Origin of the sequence: Paenibacillus sp. BK720 (assembly GCF_011761545.1) — a bacterium.
Taxonomy (GTDB): Bacteria; Bacillota; Bacilli; order Paenibacillales; family Paenibacillaceae; genus Pristimantibacillus.
This window is the reverse complement of the sequence record NZ_JAASRQ010000004.1, coordinates 226,820-249,513: the sequence shown is the minus strand read 5'-3', so window position 1 is coordinate 249,513 and position 22,694 is coordinate 226,820. Positions and strand designations below refer to the sequence as shown.

Sequence of the window (22,694 nt, the reverse complement as noted above, 5' to 3'; positions counted from 1 at the left end):
TTAACCATTATGAACGCAGAAAATCGGACGATCCAATCGATTGGCCATATTACGATGATCCTCATTTCGGGTGCATGTCTTATTCCGTTCCTGCTGCTGGTCGTATCCTCATTGACGAGCGAGCAATCTATCCTTAGCAACGGGTATTCGTTTTTTCCGCAGGAGTGGAGCTTTTCCGCTTATGAATATTTAGGAAAGGCATCCGAAGAAATTTTTAGAGCATACGGAATAACGATATTTATTACGCTGACCGGCACGGCGACTAGTCTAGCGATTACATCCCTGCTTGCCTATCCGATGTCCAGGGGAGACTTCCCGGTAAAAAATCCGCTTGCCTTCTTCGTTTTCTTCACGCTTCTATTCAATGGAGGTCTGGTTCCGACATACCTGATCTACACGCAATATTTTGATTTGAAAAACACGATTTGGGCGCTGATAATCCCAGGGCTGCTAATGAATGGCTTTAACGTATTGCTCATGCGGACGTTTTTCATGACCTCCGTTCCGCTGCCGGTTATCGAGTCTGCCAATATCGATGGAGCAGGAGAGTTCAGGACATTTTTTTCGATTGTCATTCCGCTTTCGATGCCCATTATGGCAACCATCGGATTATTTCAGACGATCGCCTATTGGAACGACTGGTTTAATGGGCTTGTTTATTTGACAGATCCGAAGCTGTTCAGCATTCAAAACATTTTGAATCGAATACTGACGGACATACAGTTTTTATCGAGCGGGATGGCGGACTCGAGAGCCAGCGGTGCAGCACAACAACTGCCAGGCACTTCAGTACGTATGGCCATTGCCGTAGTGGGTGCTATTCCAATATTGATTGCTTATCCTTTTTTCCAGAAATACTTCATTAAAGGAATTACGATCGGAGCCGTAAAAGGATAACAGCTTTGTGATCAGGGGAAACGAGCACAAAGTCGATATGGTGCAAATGAGAGGTCGAGCTTGGAGCAGAGTGCTTGAAAGCATGATTATATAATGGGTACCAAGCTAGCGAGGTTCAACGAAATGGGAATGCGACCGTCAACAAATCGCTGGCTATACAATACACAATGAAATGGGGGATTCTCGATGGTTAAAAAAATGAAATGGTTGTCCGCATTAATGGCTCTTTGCATGATCGTGCTGTCGGCTTGTTCTTCTAATGGAGACAGCAATGGTGAAACGGCAAGCCATTCCGGAAGCGGAGGTGAAAAGCCTTATGAGCTAAATATTGTATTCCCTATTTTTGGCGGTGTGCCGACCGATCTGCAAGCTGTACAAGATCAAATCAGCAAATTGGCTTTGGAGAAGATTAATGCTACTGTCAAGCTGACTCCGATTAATTTCGGCGCTTGGGATCAGCAAACGAATCTGATGCTGACAAGCGGCGAGAAGATTGATCTTATGATGCTGTCCGGCAATACGTATCCGCTTAAGGTGGCCAAGGGCCAATTGACGGCGCTGGATAACTTGATTGAAGAGCATGGTCAAGGGATCAAGAAGGTATTCGATCCTGCTTATTTATCCGCCAGCAAAATAGACGGAAGCACTTACGGTGTCCCTTCGAACCGCGATCTCGCAACGAATTATTCGTTTGCGATGAGGAAGGACATGGTCGATAAATATAAAATTGATGTTACGTCCATTAAAACGTTAGATGATGTGGAAGCGGTTCTGAAGACGATTAAAGAAAACGAGCCAACTATGGCACCTCTTATACCATCCGCAGTTGGAGCATCGATCGCAGACAGCTATATTACTTATGATAGCTTGGGGGATTCGTTCGGTGTATTGCCAAATTTCGATAATGGGTTGAAGGTCGTCAATTTGTACGAAACGCCCGAATACGCAGCGCTATTAAACAAAATTCATAGCTGGTACAAAGCAGGATACATCCTTAAGGATGCAGCTACGAATAAAGACAGTCAGTTCGATCTGTTGAAATCAAATCGCGGCTTCGGCTACTTGGCAAAAACAAAGCCTGGTTTTGACGAACAGGAATCAAAGAACGGCGTTGCCGTTGTATCCGTTCCGCTTACCCTGCCTGTTGCTACAACATCTTCCATTACTGGAATTATGTGGGGTATTCCGGGCAGCAGCAACAATGCCGATAAAGCGATGCAATTTTTAAATCTGATGTATACGGATAAAGAAATCGTAAATCTATTCGATTGGGGAATCGAAGGCAAGCATTTCGTGAAAGTATCGGATAACGTTATCAAATTTCCGCAAGGCGTCGACGGAACGAACAGCGGATACAATTTGTTCATGGGCTGGTTGTTTGGCAACCAATTTCTTTCTTACACCTTTGAAGGCGACAACCCTGACATTTGGAAGCAAATGGAGGAATTCAATTCTTCGGCGTTAAAATCCAAAGCTTTAGGATTTATATTTGATGTTGACCCGGTAAAAACGGAGTTTGCGGCTGTGACAGCTGTCAGTCAGCAATTCCGTCTCGCCCTTGAAACGGGCATGTTGGATCCGGGTAAATCGCTTCCTGAATTTATTTCGAAGCTAAAATCAGCAGGAATCGACAAAATTATCGCTGAAAAGCAAAAGCAGCTGGATGAATGGGCGAAATCGAATAAGCAAGTTTCGAACTAGTATAACAATATTAGCGAGGTGCAGATGAAATGAAGCAATTGCCCTATCTCAATAATGAGAATGGATTAACAACTTTGTACGTGGACGGAGCACCCTATATCGCTTTAAGCGGTGAGATTCATAACTCCAGTTCTTCTAGTCTTGACTATATGAAGACGAAAGTTTGGCCGAATTTACGAGGCTTGCATTTGAATACCGTGATCGTGCCCGTATTTTGGGAATTAATGGAGCCCGTTCAAGGCCAATATGAATTTGCTTTGGTTGACGGCATTATCGATCAGGCAAGAGAAGAAGGCGTAAGACTTGTCCTGCTATGGTTCGGGCTGTGGAAAAACGGTCGATCCACTTATGCGCCTTCCTGGGTAAAAAAAGACTATGAAGCCTATTTCAGAGCGCGTTATCCGGGCGGAGCGGCATCGGATACGATTTCACCGCTATGCGACGCAGCCGTTGAAGCGGACGCCACGGCGTTTCATTCTCTGATGAAGCATTTGAAGGAAATAGACGGGGAGAAGCAAACCGTCATTATGATGCAGATCGAGAACGAAATTGGTTTTCTGGGCGCGGAAAGAGATTACTCGGATAAGGCTGACAAGCAATTTGAAGAGGCTATTCCTTCGGGCCTTGCTGCCCTATATAGTAAAAACGGGAACTGGAAAGAGGTGTTTGGCGAAGCAGCCGCTGAAAATTTCATGGCCTATCACTACGCATGCGCGATAGAAAAAATCGCTAAAGCAGGTTCGGAGGCTTATCCGCTTCCAATGTTTGTTAACGCATGGCTGGAGCAATACCCTTGGAAGGCCGGCACTTATCCGAGCGGCGGTCCAATTGCGAAAGTGATGAAAATATGGAAGCACGCTGCTCCGACCATCTGTCTGTATGCGCCTGATATTTATTTGCCCAATTTTGCCGAGGTTTGCGAAGAATATACGGCTGACGGCAACCCTCTCTTCATTCCGGAAGCAAGAAGAGATATGGTGTCGGCAACGAACGTATTCTACGCCATCGGAAAGCATAATGCACTATGCTTTGCTCCGTTCGGGATTGAGGATTTTCTTGCTGCTGAGACAAATGAAGACGGGCCGGATTTCGGAATCATGATGGCACTTAATATTGATATGTCGGCTTTCATCTTAAACGGTACCGGACCATATCTCGCCGAAAGCTATAAATTGCTCGGCAATATGATGGGTATCATTAACCGGTATCGGGGTACTGGAAAAATGACCGGTTTCCTGCAACATCATAACAGTGGATGCTTGCTAACTTTTTCGAAATATGATGTGAAGCTTACCTATAAACGGCAAGAGGAAGGCAAACCGGTTTCAGGGGGGCTGGTCATCGAGATTAGCGAGGATGAATTTCTGTTCGCTGGAATCGGGTTCTCGGTGGAATTTCTTCCGAAATCGGGAGAAACGGATAAGGTCGGCTACATTCAAATCGAGGAAGGCGAGTTTATAAATGATGAATGGATCAGAGGAAGAGTATTAAACGGTGATGAAGCTGCTTATATGATTTCGGTAGGTCGAAAACCAGCTGCTCTTAAAGTGGAGATGTATAAATATAAATAATCAAGCGATACGAAGGGATAAGGACGATGGCGTACCATAAAGTACTTGCCTCTGCGCGCCTTGGTTTCGTTCGGCGGCGGTGCCATGACCGATAGGCACCTCGAGCAAGTTTTAGCACAATTAAACGAAAGCAAATAAAGGAGACGATCCATGACAAGGCTGCCACAATCCGGCAGCCTTGTTTATTTGCAGGACAGTCTGAAGCGGTGCAGATGATCAAGTCCGATGGGGGAACAAAAATGTATATAACGTAATGGAACGGTATTTAATGTGGTTCAAAATGGAATAATAACGTGGATAAATAAGTGAGAAATCACGTTAAACAAGAAGAGGTGCCCCATGAGCAAACTACAACACGAAGAAAAAACGGAAATGGAAGGAAATACGCCCAATAAATTAACGTCGGCGGAAGTCGGGAAATTATGGGCGACTTTTATGGGGAACAGTATGGCCAGGTGTGTTTTGCGTTATTTTCAGCAAAATGTGGACGACGCAGATATTCGAAATGTTTTGAATGAAGCGTTACAACTGGCAGACCGATTAACGCAAACGGTCAAGGATATTTTCACGCGGGAGGGTCATCCGGTACCGGTCGGACTCACCGATGACGACGTAAATTTAAAAGCTCCCCGGTTGTACGCGGATGAATTTTATTTGCATTACTTGAAGTATACCGGTAAAGCGGGGATTAGTATCTACGGAATCGCTGTGCCATTAATGAGTCGTCAGGACATCCGCGAATTTTTTACCGATTGTCTCAAATCAACCATTAATCTAATCAATGACGTTAACGATTTGCTGGATGCGAAAGGACTTTTGGTCAAGCCGCCTTATATACCCGTTCCGGACAAAATCGATTTTATCAAAAAACAGCGGTATTTAGACGGTTTCTTCGGGGATATTCGTCCTCTTCAATCACTGGAAATTACCCATATTTACGATAATGTTCAAAATAACGCGACCAGTTGTGCGGTATTGGTAGGCTTCTGCCAAGCTGCCAAGCTGGATCAAGTTAGGAATTACTTCAAGAGAGGGAAGGATATCGCATTGAAACAATACGATATTTTAACCAAGCTGCTGCACAAAGAAGATTTGCCTACCCATCCGCTGATGAATCATCTCGTTACCGATTCAACCGTATCGCCATTTTCGGATAAGCTAATGCTTACCCATAAAATCGATATGTTTGCGATGCGGGTCCGAACATATGGCAATGCGTTGGCTTTTAGTGCAAGACATGATGTGTCGGCTACATTCGCGCGATTAATCATGGAAGTTGGAAATTACGTGGAGGATGGAGCCAATACAATGATTGATTTAGGCTGGATGGAACAGCCTCCACAAGCGGCAGATCGTAAATCGTTAACCATGGGGTAGGACATGGGTAGAGTGTCCCGCATCGAGGCGTTATTGTGGAGTATCGCTTTACCGGGATTCGGCCAGCTCCTTAACGGTAGATATGTAAAGGGCATCCTGCTGATTTCCTTGGAATTTCTTATCAACTTAAAGTCACATCTGAACGGGGCTATTGTAACGAGCTTTCATGGAGATATTCCAACGGTCGAGCCAACATGTATGGAATGGCTTATGTTCTATCCTTGTGTCTACATGTTCGGAATTTGGGATGCCTATAAGGATGCCGGGGAAGAACTGAACCCAAATACTGTATTCCCTTTTGCTTTCGGAGCTTTTTTCGGGACCGTTGGTGTTGTTTTTTCGAAGGGATTTTTGGGAGCGGTTTGGCTTGGGTTAATAGGAATCGGTGTTGGCGTTATAATCGGAATTGGTCTTTTCACTATCCTTCGGAAACGTTAAAAGACAGTGAACAGCCTCGAATCATGACGCTTTAATTACAGGACAGCAGCCGATACAGGCTGCTGTTTTTTACGCCAACGGAAGCTTAGTTCCAATATGCAGCATCAAGCTCAACTCAAGAGTTAAAGGAATAGGAAATGAGGACAGAGCCAAAACGCTTAGTAGATGAAGGCATGGTGAATCGCAAACACAAGAAAGCGCTATTTCAAAACATCCAACAGCTCAATCCACCAATAAATCCTCGGTAACCATACGCGTAACAGGACTCTATTGTGTAGACTAAAGACCGCCGTATAGGGTTCCTTTAAGCGTCAAGCATCGCTATGGAAGTATCTGCTATTTGATGCAGCCTCTTTTTATCGGTGGTCGTTCGAACCAATACTCTTAATCCAATCAGTGTAGTCTGCAAACTAGCCGCAAGAATTTTTGCATCCTTATCAATGGGAATCTCGCCCGACTGCTGACCTTTTTGAATGAGTTCTACCAGAACTTTCTCCGAGTTATTAAAACCTTCGTTTGTTATTTCGCGTACTTCCGGATCCCTCAAAGCCAGTTCGGTGGCTGAATTCACAAATAAGCAGCCCAACGGTCGGTCGTCGTTTACTTCAATCAGCAAATCAAAGATCAAGCGGATCGCCTGTTTCGCCGAACGACCGCGTGATACTTCTGCCTGAATAGCTGCTGTTTTGTGTTTCTCGTATAGTTCCAACGTCTTTATAAAGAGGCTATGCTTATCGCCAAAAGTATCATACAGGCTTCTGCGATGTATCCCCATATGCGTAACAAGGTCCTGTAAAGAGGTTTTTTCATAACCCTTTTCCCAGAATAAATACATTGCCTTTAATAGGACTTCTCTCTCATCGAACTCTTTGCTTCTTGTCATCGTGTTCACCTCATCAAAATGATTTTATCATATTAGAACATTCGGTAAAAGTTTAATAGTGAACAATCAAATGTAAACCAATAATGCCTTAATCTAAGCATTCTTAGGTTTTAAACATAAAAATACTGACCGGAAAAATTTATGAAATGTTAAGATTGCGCTGGATACATTGACTAAAGCGGATGGTTTTTCTATTATGAGAATGATCGATCTCATTACTGCGCAGGTAAAAAAATCGACAACCAAGAGGAGACCGGGAGAAATCATGAGTAATCAAAGCAAAGCAGGAAAGATGCACCGGAAGTCAGAAAATGATAATACGTTTTTATTCCTTACCGACATTAATTCCATCTTGGTAAGCGGGGAAGACACAAACGGGGAATTTTGCGTCGTGCATTGTTCGGTTAAGGAGAATGATGGTCCGCCGCTTCATATCCACGGAAACGAAGATGAATCTTTTTACGTGCTCGATGGAGAGTTAGAGATGACACTTGGGGATGAAACGTTTTTTGTGCAAAGCGGAGAATATGTCTTCGCCCCTCGCGGCATTCCGCATACCTTTAAGGTGAGGTCCAAAAAGGCTCGTTTCTTAGTCACGGCCTACCCTGCAGGCTTTGATTCTTTTGTAAAGGAATTGGGCACCCCTTACGTGGAAGGGATGGAAGCCCAATTGGAGCCCCCTACTCCTGAGTTTTTCCAGAAGCTCATACAAGTATCCAATAAATATAATATTACGTATCCGGGTCTTTAATTTTACCTTGAATGCTAGCGAATCTTTTTAGCCTACTATATCCATGCCAGAACATATTTACTGTCCACCATTGAACGAGCTTCAGCAGGAAAATGGAAGAGCAATCCGATTCAACCGGTAAAGTAACTCAAATCGTAAAATAAAGGCTACCCTTTGCCGTATACGGCAAAGGGTTTTCTCTATCCGTTGATCAATGTCAAACATTTAATCTAAATCCTGCAAGAAGTTTTTTCCTATCCTAAAATGACTAAACGGAAAAATTTATGAAATATTAAGTTTGCGATAGATTCGTTGACAAAACATTGTTGGAGTACCATTATGAGAATGATCGATCTCATTACTGCGCAGGTAAAAAAGTCGACAACCAAGAGGATTTCTATTCATCCGCCGAACTAGCCGATTTCCAGATAAAGCATGAAATGATTGCTATAGCGCAAAAGAAAGAGGTTCTATTATGTCAAAAATTATCATTCCCATTACACCTGTATACGGACATGTCGCTCCCATGCTGTCTATAGCAAAAGACCTTATTCGCCGCGGTCACGAGGTGACTATTATTACAGGATCTATATTCAAGGAAGCTGTCGAAAAGACAGGCGCCGCATTTGTTTCATTTACGGGTGCAGCCGATTGGAAGCCCGAGGAATTATTAGACCCCGAGCGACTTGCTCTCGAAGGGCCGACTCAGGTTAACTATGACCTGCAGCGTTATTTCGTTAGCGCTATTCCGAATCAATATGCAGCGTTGCAACAAGAACTGAAAAAGTATGGAGACGACCAGGCGATTGTGATGGCAGAATCATTTGGATTCCCAATCTCGCCAGCATTGCACGGTGCCCCAGGCGTACGAGCGAAGGGTTATATAGTCGTTGGTGTTATACCGCTAGCAATTTCTAGCATGGATGCTGCGCCATTTGGCATGGGGCTAGAACCGGACGGCTCGGAAGAGGGACGCGCACGAAACATCGAGCTTAATGGCTTAATGAAAAATACCGTATTCGGGGATGCACAGAAGCTTTATGAAAAGGTGTTAAAGGATCTGGGAGCGGTCGGGGAAATACCGTACCTTCTTGATAGCTGCGTACTTGCCGACAGCTACCTTCAGTTGTCTGTAGAGGAGCTGAGTTATAAGCGATCAGACCTGCCCGACAGCGTCCGCTTCATCGGAGCGCTTCCTACCCCGCCTTCCGTTGAGGCTAAATTGCCAGTATGGTGGCCGGAAGTGTTAGAAGCTGAACAAGTTGTCGTTGTAACACAGGGAACCGTAGCAAACGGTGACTTCAGTCATCTCATTGAGCCAACACTAGAAGCACTGGCTGACCTGCCTGTTCTAGTTATTGCCGCGACAGGCAGTAAGGATGAAGTCAAAAAAATACCGGCCAATGCGCGCGTCGCGGAATTTATTCCTTTCGTCGACCTCCTTCCGCATACCAATGTTCTCGTCACAAACGGTGGATTTGGCGGGACGCAGCAGGCATTGAGTTTCGGAGTGCCGATGGTATTGGCTGGAATCTCCGAAGATAAGATTGAGGGTAACGCTCGTACGGCCCATACTGGTGCCGCAATCAATCTCAAAACCCAAACACCAACGCCGGCGGCAATTCGGGAGGCGGTTCTTAACGTACTTAACAAGACGGAATTCTTGGCGAATGCACAACGATTGAAGGCGGAGTATGCTGCCCTTGATCCGTACACGTCCATCGCGAATGTCGTCGCCGAGTTAGAAGCCAAATCATAATATCCTTGTCATCTTAATATTGATGACCGGGAGGTAAGGGGGGATATTAATGAAGGGAATTATTCTCGCAGGCGGGACGGGGTCCAGATTGTATCCACTAACCAAAGTGACGAATAAACACTTATTGCCCGTCGGTAAATATCCCATGATATTCTATCCGGTTTTTAAATTAAAACAAGCCGGCATCACCGAAATTCTTGTCGTAACAGGAAAAGAGCATTTAGGGGATGTTGTTAACCTGCTCGGGAGCGGCCGAGAGATGAACCTTACATTCACTTATAAAGTTCAAGATAAAGCCGGAGGGATTGCCCAGGCTTTAGATTTAGCCGAACAATTCGTGGGTAGCGACAAAATGGCTGTTATTCTCGGGGATAATGTGTTTAAAGAGAGTATAGCTCCTTTTGTGAATCGTTTTAAAGAGCAGTGCAAAGGCGCGAAAATATTGATCCGGGAAGTACAAGCCCCGGAGAGATATGGTGTTGCAGAGCTCTTAGAAGATAAAATCCTCTCGATTGAGGAGAAACCCCGATATCCGAAAAGCAATTATGCCGTCACGGGTATTTATATGTTCGACAACACCGTTTTTGATATCGTGAAGAAACTGAAACCATCCGGTCGCGGCGAATTGGAAATTACGGATGTGAATAACGCGTATATCGAAAGAAACGAGCTCACCTTTGATATCCTGAAGGGTTGGTGGACAGATGCGGGGACTCATGAGTCGTTATTACACGCTAATGAACTAGCCAAGGATTTATTTCTTGATGACAACTACTGGAATTAAAAATGTAAGGTGTTGATGCTAATGAATTTCATTCCTACAAAGCTAGAAGGATTATATGTTGTAGAGCCGGAAGTTCATGGCGATTCCCGAGGCTTCTTCATGGAGAGTTACAGTCAGGCAGCATTTGCTGAGCATGGGATCGACATTCCATTTGTACAGGATAATCATTCCTTATCTGCTCAGAGCGGGGTTTTAAGAGGCTTGCATTATCAAGTAAATCCCCATGCTCAAACAAAACTAGTTCGTGTCATTACAGGAGCCATTTATGATGTTGCGGTTGATATCCGCCCCAATTCTCCAACCTTCGGCCAATGGGAAGGGGTCATCCTAAGTGAGGCTAATAAACGGCAGCTGCTTATCCCGCGGGGCTTTGCACATGGCTTTTGTACCATAGTTCCCAATACGCAGGTTCTATATAAGGTTGATGCTTTTTACTCTCCTGAGCAGGATCGGGGGATCCTTTGGAGTGACCCGGCATTAGGTATTCATTGGCCTACGGCGAATCCTATCTTATCGGGTAAAGATCAGGAGCATCCGCTGCTTGTTGATGCGGAACTAATTTTCTAGGAGCAATAAAGTCATGAAAATACTAGTCACGGGCGGAGCCGGATTTATTGGCAGCAACTTCATTCATTATATGCTGGATCGCTATCCGAATTATGAACTAATCAATTTAGATGCATTAACGTACGCGGGAAATCTAACGAATTTGTCAAAAATTCCAAGAGACAGCAAGCATTCATTTATAAAAGGCGATATCACAGACAAAGAACAAATGAACCGTTTGTTTGGACAGGGAATTGATATCGTTGTTCATTTTGCGGCTGAATCTCATGTGGACCGCAGTATTGTGGAACCGGATATTTTTACAAAGAACAATGTATGGGGCACGCAAGTCTTACTTGATGCCGCTGTAAAAGTTGGAGTTAAGAAGTTTGTTCATGTCTCTACGGATGAGGTGTATGGAACGCTTGGCGAAACAGGGTTATTTACCGAGCAATCACCGCTTCACCCTAATAGTCCGTATGCGGCAAGTAAAGCCGGATCCGATCTGCTTGTACGTGCCTATCATGAGACATTCGGCTTGCCAGTTAACATCACACGCTGTTCGAATAATTATGGGCCCTATCAATTTCCCGAAAAATTAATCCCGCTCATGCTTGTAAATGCATTGAACGATCGTCCTCTTCCTATCTACGGAGACGGCTTGCATATCCGTGATTGGTTGTATGTAGAGGATCACTGCCATGCTATCGATCTGGTGCTGCACCAAGGAAAGAACGGCGAGGTTTATAACATTGGCGGAAGTAATGAGAAGACGAATATTCAGATTGTGCAGACGATATTAAAGGAGCTTGGAAAGCCGGAATCATTAATTCGGCATGTTCCTGATCGTTTAGGGCATGATCGTCGTTATGGAATTGATGCAACCAAGATTATGAACGAACTGGGATGGCATCCGAAGCATCATTTTGAGACAGGTATATTAGAGACTATTCAATGGTACTTGGACCATCAAGACTGGTGGATGAGCATTCTCACTGGTAACTCTTCAGAGCCAGGACATCACGGTTAGGGGAATGCCATGAAGATATTAGTGACAGGTGCGCATGGTCAGTTAGGTCATGATGTTGTCAAACTTTTTTCGGCTAGTCACGAGGTTTTAGGTCTTGGCAGAAAGCAGCTTGATATTTCAAATGAGGCTCAGTGCGTGGTGGTGTTTGAGGCTTATAAGCCGGATGTCGTCATCCATTGCGCTGCTTTCACAAATGTGGATTTAGCCGAATCTGAGGAAGAACTGGCTTTCAAAATAAATGAAATAGGCACCTGGAATATAGCAAGAGCCTCTTCAAGCATAGGGGCAAAGCTATGTTATATCAGTACGGATTATGTCTTCGATGGCAGGGCAACTAAACCATATGAGGAACATGCATCTACTAATCCACAAAGTGTTTATGGAAAGTCAAAGCGGGCCGGAGAGCAAGCTGTCCAAATGTTTTCCTCTCGCTATTTTATCGTAAGGACCTCTTGGGTATATGGACGGAACGGGAATAATTTCGTTAAAACCATGCTGAAATTGGCTCAAGAACGAGAAAGGTTAGAGGTAGTCAATGATCAATTCGGATCTCCTACCTATACCATGGATCTTGCCTATTTTCTATTGCAACTTATCCATTCGGAGAAATATGGCATCTATCACGCCTCAAACACGGGGATCTGTTCCTGGTATGATCTTGCTCTTGCGATTATGGAGGAGAGCGGATTCCAAGCGGAGGTTAAACCATGCTCCACGAAAGACTTTCCACGACCTGCGCCTCGTCCGCGCTACTCGGCAATGGCGCATACGGCGATCCACTCCAATGGATTTGAAGACTTTCGTCCATGGCGCAAAGCATTGGAGGAATTTTTGAAGTCGTTCGGCGTTAATGGCAAGTAAGGTGAAATTACAATCAATTATAATCATTAACCAAGAAAGAAGGAATTTAAGCATGAATACATCTAATGATGCTATCAAACAACCACTGGCAGCTGGAGAGCATGAAATCTTCATCGACGGTCTGCGTCAAGTGTATCACGTAGCTGGCAACGGCCCCGTTTGTTTGGTTCATCCGGGTGGACCCGGGTTTCACTGGAAGTATCTGCAGATGCCGGAGCTGGAGAAAACAATGACAATGGTGTATTTGGAGCCTGTAGGAACAGGAAAATCAGATGCGCTGCCAGACGGAGACTACAGTATGCCTCGGTATGCGCATTTCGCGCATAAAGTAGCCGAGCATACCGGAGCTCAAAAGTATTACTTCCTGGGTCATGCTCATGGCGGTGGCGTTGGCCTTCAATACGCTCTGGATTACCCGAACGAACTTGCCGGTCTGATCCTCCAATCCAGTGCTCCTTCCATGGGACCCGAACTGTACATGGAGCAATTCAAACAAATCGAGAGCTTTGCAGAGCGTTGGCCGGATAACGCGGAAGCTCAAGATGCAAAGCAGGCTATGATGGATTCGAAAAACGTAAGAGACAAAGAGTCTGCGCTGGCAGTTCTCCACCGCTTATTGCCTGCCTACTTCGGTAACTACTGGAGCGTTAAGGAGAAGGTAGACAAATGGAAGGTTGTTCTCGATTTCTCCGGAGACCCTAACCGGCAGCCCTATGAGTGGGATGTACGGGATATCCTGCATACAATCACCACGCCAACGCTCATACTAGTCGGTGAATATGACGTCAACTGCGGGCCAAGGTGGTCAAATGAAATGGCGGAAAAAATATCTGGATCTCAACTCGTCATATTCGAACGAGGCGGTCATATGGAACACGTTGAGCACACCGAGCAATTTACGCAAGCGGTTAACGAATTTGTTGCGCAAACAAAGTAATAGGACGAATTCTTAACATAAATGGGAGGATAGTTCAGCCATTTGTCGAACACCTAGGCATGACGCACACAAAGGCTCCTTGATATTTCTCCGCTGTTAACCTGCAAAGGAGGGCGAGCTGCAGATGCCTATGGTGTTCTTCTCCATGGATTTCTAGCTCTCCGAATGTTTCGTGATTTGATTAAATGGGCATTATTTTGAAAAACGGATGGCGTAAGCCAATCCGTTTTTTTGTATGCGCCAGCATGGGCGTCATCTCTGGCCAAGTGAAGCTGCAATTCGATCCAAAAATTTACGTTAAGTATTTGTTATAGACACCGTCTATACCATCTCTATATTATATTAATTTCGTATATGGTGTAGTTTCGTATTATAGTAGAGCTGACGATAGAACAATATGATGTTGAAGGAGAGAAGAATGTTGAGATGATGTAATGATTTCCGTTGGCCGACTAAGTTAGACCGCAACAGAGGCTAGAATAAAGAGTCAGCTCTAAGAAAAATACAAACAAAGCCGCACCATGAAATCGAAGGTGCGCGCAAAAGTGGAGGGAATACGAATGAATAAAGTTCAAATTGGCGTGGCGGGATTAGCCGTTATGGGCAAAAACCTAGCCTTGAATATAGAAAGCAAAGGTTTTTCGGTAGCGGTGTATAACCGTTCTCCGGAAAAAACGAAAGAGCTTCTGGCCGAAGCACCGGGCAGGAACTTTGTAGGCACTTACAGCATCAATGAATTTGTACAGTCGCTTGAGGTACCGCGCAAAATCTTGATTATGGTTAAAGCGGGGAAACCAACGGATGATACCATTAATCAGCTAGTGCCTTATCTCAGTCCCGGAGATATCATTATCGACGGCGGTAATGCTCATTACCTGGATACGCAGCGCAGAAACCGGGAATTGGAGGCCCAAGGAATTCGTTTCATTGGGTCGGGGGTTTCCGGAGGTGAAGAAGGAGCTCTTAAAGGGCCGTCTATTATGCCTGGCGGCCAGCGTGATGCCTATGAGCTTGTAGAGCCGATTCTGACCGCCATTTCCGCCAAAGTGAACGGAGACGCATGCTCGACCTATATCGGGGAGGGTGGAGCCGGTCATTATGTCAAAATGGTGCATAACGGTATTGAGTACGGGGACATGCAGTTGATCGGCGAAGCTTACCATCTGCTGAGAGACGTGCTGAATGTGAATGCTGACGAATTGCATAACATTTTCAGCAATTGGAACAAGGGAGAACTGGACAGTTATCTCATCGAGATTACATCGGATATTTTCTCCAAAAAAGATCCAGCCACCGGCAAACCGATGGTAGACGTGATCTTGGATTCGGCCGGCCAAAAGGGAACTGGCAAATGGACCAGCGAAAGCGCGCTTGATCTTGGCGTTCCACTCTCCATCATAACGGAATCCGTCTTTGCCCGGTTTATTTCCGCGATGAAAGAGGAACGTTTAGCAGCAAGCAAGAAGCTCCGCGGCCCTGCGCTTCGGAAACACGAGGGTGAAGCTGATGAATTCATCGAAGCGGTAAGACAAGCTCTATATGCTAGTAAAATCGCCTCTTATGCGCAGGGGTTTGCCCAGATGAAGGTGGCATCGGAGCATTTCGGCTGGAATTTGAACTATGGCAATATCGCCATGATTTTCCGCGGAGGCTGCATTATCCGAGCCGGCTTCCTGCAGAATATCAAGGATGCATTCGATAAGGATCCGGCGTTGAATAACTTATTCCTGGATGAATATTTCGGCGGAGTCATCGACAAATACCAGGAAGCCTGGCGCAAAGTCGTTGCAATCGCGGTAACCAGGGGTATTCCTGTTCCGGCATTCTCTTCCGCGCTTGCTTATTACGATAGCTACCGGACGGCAAATTTACCGGCCAATCTGCTTCAGGCACAGCGGGATTATTTCGGGGCTCATACGTTTGAACGGGTGGACCAAGAGGGAAGCTTCCATTTCCAATGGTTGCAGAACAACGAATAATACAGCAGCCGCAATTCGTTATACAATATTAATCTCGCCTCCGAGCGGCGTACAGCTGCTCGGAGGTATTTTGCGTTTAAAGGAAAGAGAACCTTATTAACGGAAGATAAACGTCCCCGCTGGCGGATAAGCCTCGTGAGAAACTGGCATACTATCCACGATAATAAGGAGGGATTTTCCATGAATACTAGGATGCGCCGCATCGGTATTATGATTTTGTCCGCCGTAATTTTGCTTTCCGGAACGGCATGTGGTGCCAAGAATAATGGGAGCAATGCGAATTCCGGTACGGAAGACGCATCAAACGGTAACAATGCGAGCTCGTCACCGGACCATTCACTGGCATCGATTAAATCGGCCGGTGAAATCACGATTGGCACGGAGGGGACATACGCGCCATTTACATTCCACGACAAGAGTGGCAAGCTGACGGGATTTGATGTGGAAATCGCGGAAGAGATTGCGAAGCGAATCGGGGTAAAAGCGAAGTTTGTGGAAACCAAATGGGACGGTATGCTGGCCGGCTTGGATGCGAAGCGATTCGATATGGTTGCAAATGAAGTTACGATCAGGGATGACAGAAAAGCCAAATACGACTTTTCGGAACCTTATATTCTATCCAAAGCGGTTCTGATCGTAAAGGAGACCAACACGAGCATTAAGAGCCTGGCCGATCTAAAAGGTAAAAAGTCCGGTCAGTCGCTAACCAGCGACCTCGGCGATATCGCTAAAGCGAACGGTGCGCAGCTCGTTGCGGTCGATGGGTTCAATCAGGCAATCGATTTGCTTACATCCGGACGAATCGATGCAACCATTAATGATAAGCTGTCTTACCTGGACTTGAAGAAAGCGCGTCCTGACGTGCCGATAAAGGTTGTAGCCGAGACGGATAATGTGTCGCAAAGCGGCATGCTTTTCCGAAAAGGAAACACGGAACTGGTCAACGCTGTTAATCATGCAATTAAAGAAATGATGGCTGACGGAAGATACTTGGAAATTTCCAAAACCTATTTCGGTGAAGATGTCTCGAAGTAAAAAGGCGGGCTTTGCATCATGAATGAACGAACAAACCTGGATATTTTCTTTGATTCATTTTTCCCTCTGCTGAAAGCAGGGATTTCGTTTACTGTACCCCTAACGCTGATCTCCTTCGTGCTTGGTCTGGTGCTCGCGGTCCTGACGGCACTCGTGCGATTGTCCGATGTTTATCCACTGGTTTTGGTGGCGAGGTTCTACGTCTGGATTATCCGGGGAACGCCGCTGCTGGTACAGCTGTTTATTATTTTCTACGGACTGCCGAGTCTTGGCATTCTGATTGACGCGTTCCCGGCAGCTGTCATCGGTTTCACGCTTAGCGTAGGTGCATACGGATCGGAAATTATTCGCGCGGCGATCGTCTCTATTCCGAAAGGACAGTGGGAAGCAGCGTATTCGCTCGGAGAAACTCGACTACAGGCGCTGCGCCGTATTATCCTGCCCCAAGCAGCGCGTGTCTCGGTACCGCCGTTGTCCAATTCTTTCATATCGCTTGTGAAGGATACGTCGCTAGCGGCAACCGTGACGGTTACCGAGCTCTTTCAGAAAGGACAGCAAATTACAGCGGCTGTCTACGAGCCGCTGCTAATCTACTGCGAGGTAGCGCTGATCTATTTGATTTTCAGTTCCGTGCTGGGGTTATTGCAGCAGCAGTTGGAACGGTATTTCGAACGGTATTCCACGGTTTGACACGGGAAGGAAGTTTCATATTCGCTGAAGGAGGGTCGACCGCATGATTAACGTGCGTGAGTTAACAAAATCATTTGGAGACAAGCTGGTGCTTCGCGGTATAGACCTGACCCTTGAACAAGGGCAAGTCCTGGTGTTGATTGGGCCCTCGGGTTCGGGAAAATCGACTTTGCTTCGTTGTTTGAACGTGTTGGAAGTCCCAACCACAGGCACGGTTGCAATCGGGAACGCGCGGCTAGAGTTTCGACCAAACGCGAAACCCCGGAAAGCAGACGTACTAGCGCTTCGCCGCCAGTCGGGTATGGTGTTTCAAGCGTATCATTTATTTCCGCACCTTACGGCTCTTCAGAACGTGATGGAGGGGCAAATCACGGTGCAACGCAGATCAAAGAACGAAGCCCGGGCAAAGGCGCTAAGTTTGCTTGCGAAGGTCGGGTTGGGTGACCGGATTGACGCGTACCCGCATCAGCTCTCCGGCGGCCAGCAGCAGAGAGTCGGCATCGCGAGAGCGATGTCGATTGACCCGGAATTATTGTTGTTTGACGAACCGACGTCTGCGCTTGATCCCGAACTTGTACGCGAAGTACTTAAGGTCATCCGTGAGCTGGCGGAGGAGGGAAGAACCATGATCATTGTCACGCACGAGATGCAGTTCGCGCGCGAAGTTGCGGACCGCGTTATGCTTCTCGACGGAGGTGTCATTGTAGAAGAAGGGCCGCCGGAACAAATTTTCTACAATCCCCAAAATGCACGGACTCAGCAGTTTCTCTCCTTGCTGTCGGAAGCGTAAGTTTTACAGGCTTCTTTCCAATAAGGCCCCCACTTGTTTGGCCATGCTTTGCGGAGGATAAGGCATTTCGTTTCTAATCCACCATTCAATTACCCCTACATACGCTGTACCTGTAAATTGCAACATGACGTCTTCGCTTAAGTCCTGATTTCTCCCGCTTTCCCTATCAATCTCGCCTTTAAAACCTTTCATAATATATTCTAGAAGCCTTGTTCTAAAGGATGGGGCTCCCTTACTGGCTAACATGGTCGAAAAAAATAAAAAGTTTTTCTCAAAGTACTCGAAAAAAGGGACCAGGGCATTGGTCCAATCCAGCTTGCATGCCCATTCATCCATTTCGCTTAACTCATCCATATGCGATTCAATCATTTTATCCAACAGGTCATATTTATCCTGATAATGAGAGTAGATGGTTCCACGGTTCAAATTGGCTTGGTCGGCGATATCCTGTATGGTAATTTCGTCGAAACTTTTGTCGGCCATCAACTCAATAACAGCCTTTTTTAAGGATTCTCGAGTCTTCGCAATTCTTCGATCTATTTTTGCCATCCTCATACCACCAATCTTTCTCAGTTAATTAACAATTTCGATTATTATGTTGAAATACCAACAAACTAAGGTTTTTTAATCATTGAATATGCGAGGGTTACTCTTATAATAATAGACATGAGTTGGATAAACAAATCAATTTGTTTTTCAATCCATTGTTGGTTTTGAGGAGGAGGCTTTAATATGAATCGAGTGGAGAAAAGTCAGGATACGTATAGAAAGCTTTTCGGCGACGCCATTCCGGCAGCATACGCAACTGATCCGGATCTTCAAGATATTTTGAGCCGTTTTATATTCGGTGAAGTGTTCCATCAGGGCAGCTTGAATGAGGGGCAACGGGAGCTGATTACACTGGTGGTTCTGGCCACGAATCAAACGCTTCCTTAGCTCCGTTCCCATGTGCATGCCGCACTTCATGTCGGGCTGACGCCGATCGAGATCAAAGAGGCGGTTTACCAGTGTGCGCCCTATATTGGGTTTCCCAAAACGCTGCGCAAATCGAGATTTTCGGAGAGGTCATCAGGCAGAACCGCGAGAAGGCTCCGGCCAATCAAATCCATATCCAGGATTTCCTTTCCTCCTTTTGTTTTGGCGACTTCTACACCCGCGGTGGTCTTGATTTGAAAACTCGGGAATTGCTCACGCTTTGCATTCTAAGCGCGCTTGGCGGAGCTGACAGCCAAGTCAAGGCGCATGTTTGGGGTAATCTCAATGTTGGCAACAAAAAAGATACCTTGATCGCCGCCATCACACACTGCCTGCCCTACATGGGTTTCCCTCGCACGCTAAATGCGCTGCAATGCGTCAACGAGATTATTCCGGAGGATGAATGAGCAACCGGCTTATATAGGGTTTGAAACGATAACAACGGATAAGGTGGGAAAAATATGTTTAACGAAACCGGTAGATTATCAAATGGCTTGGAAATACCAAAGTTGGGGCTAGGTACTTGGCTGCTTGACAATGAGCAAGCTGCGCAAGCCGTGCGTGACGCGGTTTCTATCGGATATCGCCATATTGATACTGCTCAGGCTTATGGGAATGAAGCTGGCGTAGGCGAAGGAATTCGTTCCTGCGGCGTCGCAAGGGAAGAGCTTTTCATTACGACAAAGGTTGCTGCCGAATTAAAGAACTATACGGCCGTTATGCAATCTATTGATGAATCGCTGGCGAGAATGGGGCTGGATTACATTGATCTTCTGATTATTCACAGCCCGCAGCCTTGGCGGGAGTTCCGCGAGGAGAAGCGCTACTTCGAGGAAAACAAAGAAGCTTGGAAAGCAATGGAGAATGCTTATAGGTCAGGAAAAGTAAAGGCTATCGGCCTTTCCAACTTCCTCCAGGATGATATAGAGAATATTCTAGCCGTCTGCGAGATCAAGCCAATGGTCAATCAGATATTGGCGCATGTGAGCAATACTCCTGAGAAGCTGATTCGATTCTGCCAGACAGAAGACATCCTGGTAGAGGCCTATTCCCCAATAGCTCATGGTGCAATCCTTGACGATGCAGCCGTGAAGGTAATCGCGGATAAATATGGAGTATCGGTTGCCCAGCTTTGCCTGCGCTACGACATACAGCTTGGTCTAGTTGTCATTCCCAAGACGGCAAATCCGAATCACATGAGAATGAATGCGGAGCTTGATTTTGTTATCAACGATACCGATATGGATACGTTAAAGAATCTGGAGCAAATTCAGCATTATGGGGAACATAGCTTCTACCCGGTGTTTGGCGGAAAATTAAAGTAAGAGGATACCTTCGCCGCCGTTTGACCTTCTCACCCGCGGGGAAAATTACGCCATTTTTTACAAAAGTCATTGATGTTCGGTTAGCGTCTGACGAAACATCGGTTTACTTAACCGTAGCCATCGAGGGTGAACGAATAACAAAACGTAATAGCGTTTTAAGGTAAGGGAACGGCCAGGCCTCTCCGATCGGATATTGCCTAATCCATCCAACGGAATCTCTAATTGGACCGGAAAAGGTTAATTCATAAAAAGCTCCGTCCTTCGGGACGGGGCTTTTCGTTGGTTAAGTAGACCCTGCGAAAGGAGACTTAAGGTCTTGGCTAGGAAGCTTATTCCTATAGGTGCTGCAGAAGCCGGCAGCATGCTTGACGTTGTCGATGCACACCCAGCCGGTCGTCATAATGAGATCCCCTTTCCGGCGAACATGAACGATTTTGCAATGCATGCAGAAATAAGAATCGGTACGGATTAACAATCGTGTAACCACCTTGTCCAATATGTTTACAGAACTATACCATAATTGGTTTGCGTTGGAATGCGGTTGGATTAAGGAGTGAGGTAGAGAAAATCAAGAAGTTTGCCGTGTTCGCAGCAACGGAGGAGACCAGAATCGTTAAGTTTGCCGTGATCACTGATTACGGCATGAGAACAGCACTAAACCGTCTGCTGTTACCGGTACGCGCACTTATGTTACGATAGAAGTAAAACCTTATTGCGTTAGTTGCAAATCAGGAGGAGTCTATGGCAAATACGCATGTCTATTCAAGGAAGGAAGAAGCGGCTAACGCTATCACCCATGGCATTGGCGCCGGGTTAAGTATTGCCGCATTGGTATTGCTCATCGTTAGGGCGAGCTACATTGGTGAAGCCTGGCATATCGTATCGTTTGTCCTGTTTGGATTTTTTATGTTTATTTTATATATGTCATCCACCCTTTTGCATAGTTTTCCGGAAGGAAAAGTAAAGGATCTGTTCGAAATTTTCGATCATGGGTCGATTTATTTGTTTATTGCCGGCACATACACGCCTTATCTGCTTGTTACGATACGAAGTCCGTTCGGTTGGAGCTTATTTGGCATTGTGTGGGGATTAGCGATCGGGGGCGTGGTGTTTAAATGCTTCTTTGTAAAGAGGTTTCTATTCTTATCAACGCTTGGTTACGTCGTTATGGGATGGATGATTGTTTTTGCATGGGGGGCCATAGCTGACCATCTAGCCTATGGAGGACTTGTATTTCTGGTCATCGGCGGCGTGTGTTATACGGTTGGCAGCATCTTTTATGTATGGAGAGGCTTCCTTTATCATCATGCGGTATGGCATCTTTTCGTTATCGCCGGATCCGTCTGTCACTTCTTTTCCATCTTTTTGTATGTTTGAGAAAGGCCGCGAATCGCGGCTTTTTTTAATACGGACTTAAAAACAGCCGAGCCTAACGAAATCCTATATTGGCTGCCAAGAACAAAAACATGCATGTCATTTTAGGAGGCGCATTTTGAAAAAGAAAATTTCCTATATACTAATCGGTGCAATAAGCACGATCATGCTTTCTTACGGTGTAGTAGCCTACGCGGATTATGATGCTTCCGCAGCGAAAGAGGATAAACCGACAATAAGCGATTCATCCGTAGTCCCGTCAAAGACGGATGCTGCGGTTAAGCTTGCTGCAGCCCAACCGGGCACCAGTACAGCTCCAATTCAGCTTGAACAGTTGAAGGAACTGGAGCTGAAAATAGAAGGCAATAACGTGAAAGTCAAGATCGAGCTCGAGGATGAACAAGCGCAAACCGAGTCCAAGGTGGAAATTAAAATTGGCGAGGGCCAGAAACAATATTTTACAGGCAGTGAAGCGACTTCGTTCATTCAGCAGCTGCTTGCAGTACTAAATCTGCAGGCAAACATGGACAAGCAGCAGGTCATGGATGCGTTGTTTACGCACTTTGCCGTCGATCCGGCAAAAGTCGAACTGGAAATCGATATTAAAATGAAAAACCGTCCGGATGAATTGAAGTTTAAGGAAGAGAAGGACGACGACGCTGATCACGGTGATGACGATGCGAAGGTTCAACCCGTACAATCAACCGTTCAAGATAATCAGAAGGCACAGGCTGCAACGGATGATCAGCATACCAAGCAAGAGCAGAAGAAGGCATTGATTGCTCAGAAAAAAGCGCTGCAGCAAGCTTGGCAGAAGGCTCATAAGGAGCAGCAGGAAAAGAAGAAGCAGCAAACGCAATTAGTGCGCAGCGATCGGGAGCACGGCCAAAATAACGGGCAAAAGGGTAGTCATGATGATGATCAAGGCGAGAACCGCGACCATGACGGCAATCATGGTAAACACCAAGAACATGAAGAGCATGACGAGGACTAATACAAATTCAAAAAAAGG

General features: G+C 45.8%; 23 protein-coding genes and 1 pseudogene. 22 read left to right on the top strand and 2 right to left on the bottom strand.

The genetic code is table 11. From position 1 onward, the window contains the following. The first annotated feature begins 9 nt into the window (after window positions 1–9). The 5 genes from FHT67_RS16770 to FHT67_RS16750 all read left to right on the top strand — a co-directional run bounded on the left by FHT67_RS16770 (window position 10) and on the right by FHT67_RS16750 (window position 5,984). Window positions 10–897 carry a carbohydrate ABC transporter permease gene (locus tag FHT67_RS16770; protein ID WP_132307525.1) on the top strand — a complete coding sequence of 296 codons (888 nt, stop codon included), beginning with the start codon at window positions 10–12 and terminating at the stop codon, window positions 895–897. Between the two features lie 186 nt (window positions 898–1,083). Beyond that, window positions 1,084–2,598 carry an ABC transporter substrate-binding protein gene (locus tag FHT67_RS16765; protein WP_132307523.1) on the top strand — a complete coding sequence of 505 codons (1,515 nt, stop codon included), beginning with the start codon at window positions 1,084–1,086 and terminating at the stop codon, window positions 2,596–2,598. 29 nt (window positions 2,599–2,627) lie between these two features. Beyond that, complete coding sequence (locus FHT67_RS16760) at window positions 2,628–4,169, top strand: GH35 family beta-galactosidase (protein ID WP_132307521.1); 1,542 nt, start codon at window positions 2,628–2,630, stop codon at window positions 4,167–4,169. Between the two features lie 339 nt (window positions 4,170–4,508). Continuing rightward, entirely contained in the window at window positions 4,509–5,546 is a 1,038-nt protein-coding gene (locus tag FHT67_RS16755; protein ID WP_132307519.1) for a DUF3231 family protein, read from the top strand. A 3-nt stretch (window positions 5,547–5,549) separates the two neighbouring features. Then, window positions 5,550–5,984, top strand: coding sequence for a hypothetical protein (locus tag FHT67_RS16750; RefSeq protein ID WP_132307517.1), 435 nt, complete (start codon window positions 5,550–5,552; stop codon window positions 5,982–5,984). 304 nt (window positions 5,985–6,288) lie between these two features. Here the strand turns inward: FHT67_RS16750 and FHT67_RS16745 are convergent, their stop codons facing one another. Continuing rightward, complete coding sequence (locus FHT67_RS16745; RefSeq protein WP_167200020.1) at window positions 6,289–6,867, bottom strand: TetR/AcrR family transcriptional regulator; 579 nt, start codon at window positions 6,865–6,867, stop codon at window positions 6,289–6,291. Between the two features lie 169 nt (window positions 6,868–7,036). On the opposite strand from FHT67_RS16745, the gene FHT67_RS16740 reads away from it, so the two are divergent. From FHT67_RS16740 to FHT67_RS16690, 11 genes are all read left to right on the top strand, one after another. After that, complete coding sequence (locus FHT67_RS16740; RefSeq protein WP_208403334.1) at window positions 7,037–7,618, top strand: quercetin 2,3-dioxygenase; 582 nt, start codon at window positions 7,037–7,039, stop codon at window positions 7,616–7,618. 454 nt (window positions 7,619–8,072) lie between these two features. Further along, window positions 8,073–9,356 (top strand): glycosyltransferase, encoded by a 1,284-nt coding sequence (locus FHT67_RS16735; protein WP_132307511.1) that lies wholly within the window; start codon window positions 8,073–8,075, stop codon window positions 9,354–9,356. A gap of 49 nt (window positions 9,357–9,405) precedes the next feature. Continuing rightward, the gene (locus tag FHT67_RS16730; protein WP_167200017.1) at window positions 9,406–10,140 is read left to right on the top strand and encodes a sugar phosphate nucleotidyltransferase; all 735 of its coding nucleotides are present in this window, start codon (window positions 9,406–9,408) and stop codon (window positions 10,138–10,140) included. A gap of 21 nt (window positions 10,141–10,161) precedes the next feature. After that, entirely contained in the window at window positions 10,162–10,707 is a 546-nt protein-coding gene (gene rfbC, locus FHT67_RS16725; RefSeq protein WP_167200014.1) for a dTDP-4-dehydrorhamnose 3,5-epimerase, read from the top strand. Window positions 10,708–10,720: 13 nt separating this feature from the next. Beyond that, window positions 10,721–11,716, top strand: coding sequence for a dTDP-glucose 4,6-dehydratase (rfbB, locus tag FHT67_RS16720; protein ID WP_167200011.1), 996 nt, complete (start codon window positions 10,721–10,723; stop codon window positions 11,714–11,716). 9 nt (window positions 11,717–11,725) lie between these two features. After that, entirely contained in the window at window positions 11,726–12,577 is an 852-nt protein-coding gene (gene rfbD, locus FHT67_RS16715) for a dTDP-4-dehydrorhamnose reductase (RefSeq protein ID WP_167200008.1), read from the top strand. A 52-nt stretch (window positions 12,578–12,629) separates the two neighbouring features. Beyond that, entirely contained in the window at window positions 12,630–13,514 is an 885-nt protein-coding gene (locus FHT67_RS16710) for an alpha/beta fold hydrolase (protein ID WP_167200005.1), read from the top strand. 560 nt (window positions 13,515–14,074) lie between these two features. Beyond that, window positions 14,075–15,493 (top strand): NADP-dependent phosphogluconate dehydrogenase, encoded by a 1,419-nt coding sequence (gndA, locus tag FHT67_RS16705; protein WP_167200002.1) that lies wholly within the window; start codon window positions 14,075–14,077, stop codon window positions 15,491–15,493. A gap of 180 nt (window positions 15,494–15,673) precedes the next feature. Beyond that, window positions 15,674–16,528, top strand: a complete 855-nt coding sequence (locus FHT67_RS16700) for an amino acid ABC transporter substrate-binding protein (protein ID WP_481856714.1) — start codon at window positions 15,674–15,676, stop codon at window positions 16,526–16,528. 18 nt (window positions 16,529–16,546) lie between these two features. Beyond that, window positions 16,547–17,218, top strand: a complete 672-nt coding sequence (locus tag FHT67_RS16695; RefSeq protein WP_132307497.1) for an amino acid ABC transporter permease — start codon at window positions 16,547–16,549, stop codon at window positions 17,216–17,218. A gap of 43 nt (window positions 17,219–17,261) precedes the next feature. Next, window positions 17,262–18,008: an amino acid ABC transporter ATP-binding protein gene (locus FHT67_RS16690; RefSeq protein WP_167199999.1), complete on the top strand. Its 747-nt coding sequence runs from the start codon at window positions 17,262–17,264 to the stop codon at window positions 18,006–18,008. A gap of 3 nt (window positions 18,009–18,011) precedes the next feature. Here the strand turns inward: FHT67_RS16690 and FHT67_RS16685 are convergent, their stop codons facing one another. Then, entirely contained in the window at window positions 18,012–18,557 is a 546-nt protein-coding gene (locus tag FHT67_RS16685) for a TetR/AcrR family transcriptional regulator (RefSeq protein WP_167199996.1), read from the bottom strand. A gap of 183 nt (window positions 18,558–18,740) precedes the next feature. On the opposite strand from FHT67_RS16685, the pseudogene FHT67_RS30050 reads away from it, so the two are divergent. The 6 genes and pseudogenes from FHT67_RS30050 to FHT67_RS16660 all read left to right on the top strand — a co-directional run. Further along, window positions 18,741–18,989 (top strand): annotated as a pseudogene (locus FHT67_RS30050) (carboxymuconolactone decarboxylase family protein); the annotation flags it as partial. Window positions 18,990–19,015: 26 nt separating this feature from the next. Continuing rightward, entirely contained in the window at window positions 19,016–19,390 is a 375-nt protein-coding gene (locus FHT67_RS30045; protein WP_243867261.1) for a carboxymuconolactone decarboxylase family protein, read from the top strand. 102 nt (window positions 19,391–19,492) lie between these two features. Next, window positions 19,493–20,308 carry an aldo/keto reductase gene (locus FHT67_RS16675; protein WP_243867260.1) on the top strand — a complete coding sequence of 272 codons (816 nt, stop codon included), beginning with the start codon at window positions 19,493–19,495 and terminating at the stop codon, window positions 20,306–20,308. Between the two features lie 316 nt (window positions 20,309–20,624). Next, window positions 20,625–20,780, top strand: coding sequence for a hypothetical protein (locus tag FHT67_RS16670; RefSeq protein ID WP_167199991.1), 156 nt, complete (start codon window positions 20,625–20,627; stop codon window positions 20,778–20,780). Window positions 20,781–21,049: 269 nt separating this feature from the next. Further along, window positions 21,050–21,685, top strand: coding sequence for a PAQR family membrane homeostasis protein TrhA (trhA, locus tag FHT67_RS16665; protein ID WP_132307487.1), 636 nt, complete (start codon window positions 21,050–21,052; stop codon window positions 21,683–21,685). A 115-nt stretch (window positions 21,686–21,800) separates the two neighbouring features. Continuing rightward, window positions 21,801–22,676, top strand: coding sequence for a YusW family protein (locus tag FHT67_RS16660; RefSeq protein WP_167199988.1), 876 nt, complete (start codon window positions 21,801–21,803; stop codon window positions 22,674–22,676). Window positions 22,677–22,694: the final 18 nt, after the last annotated feature.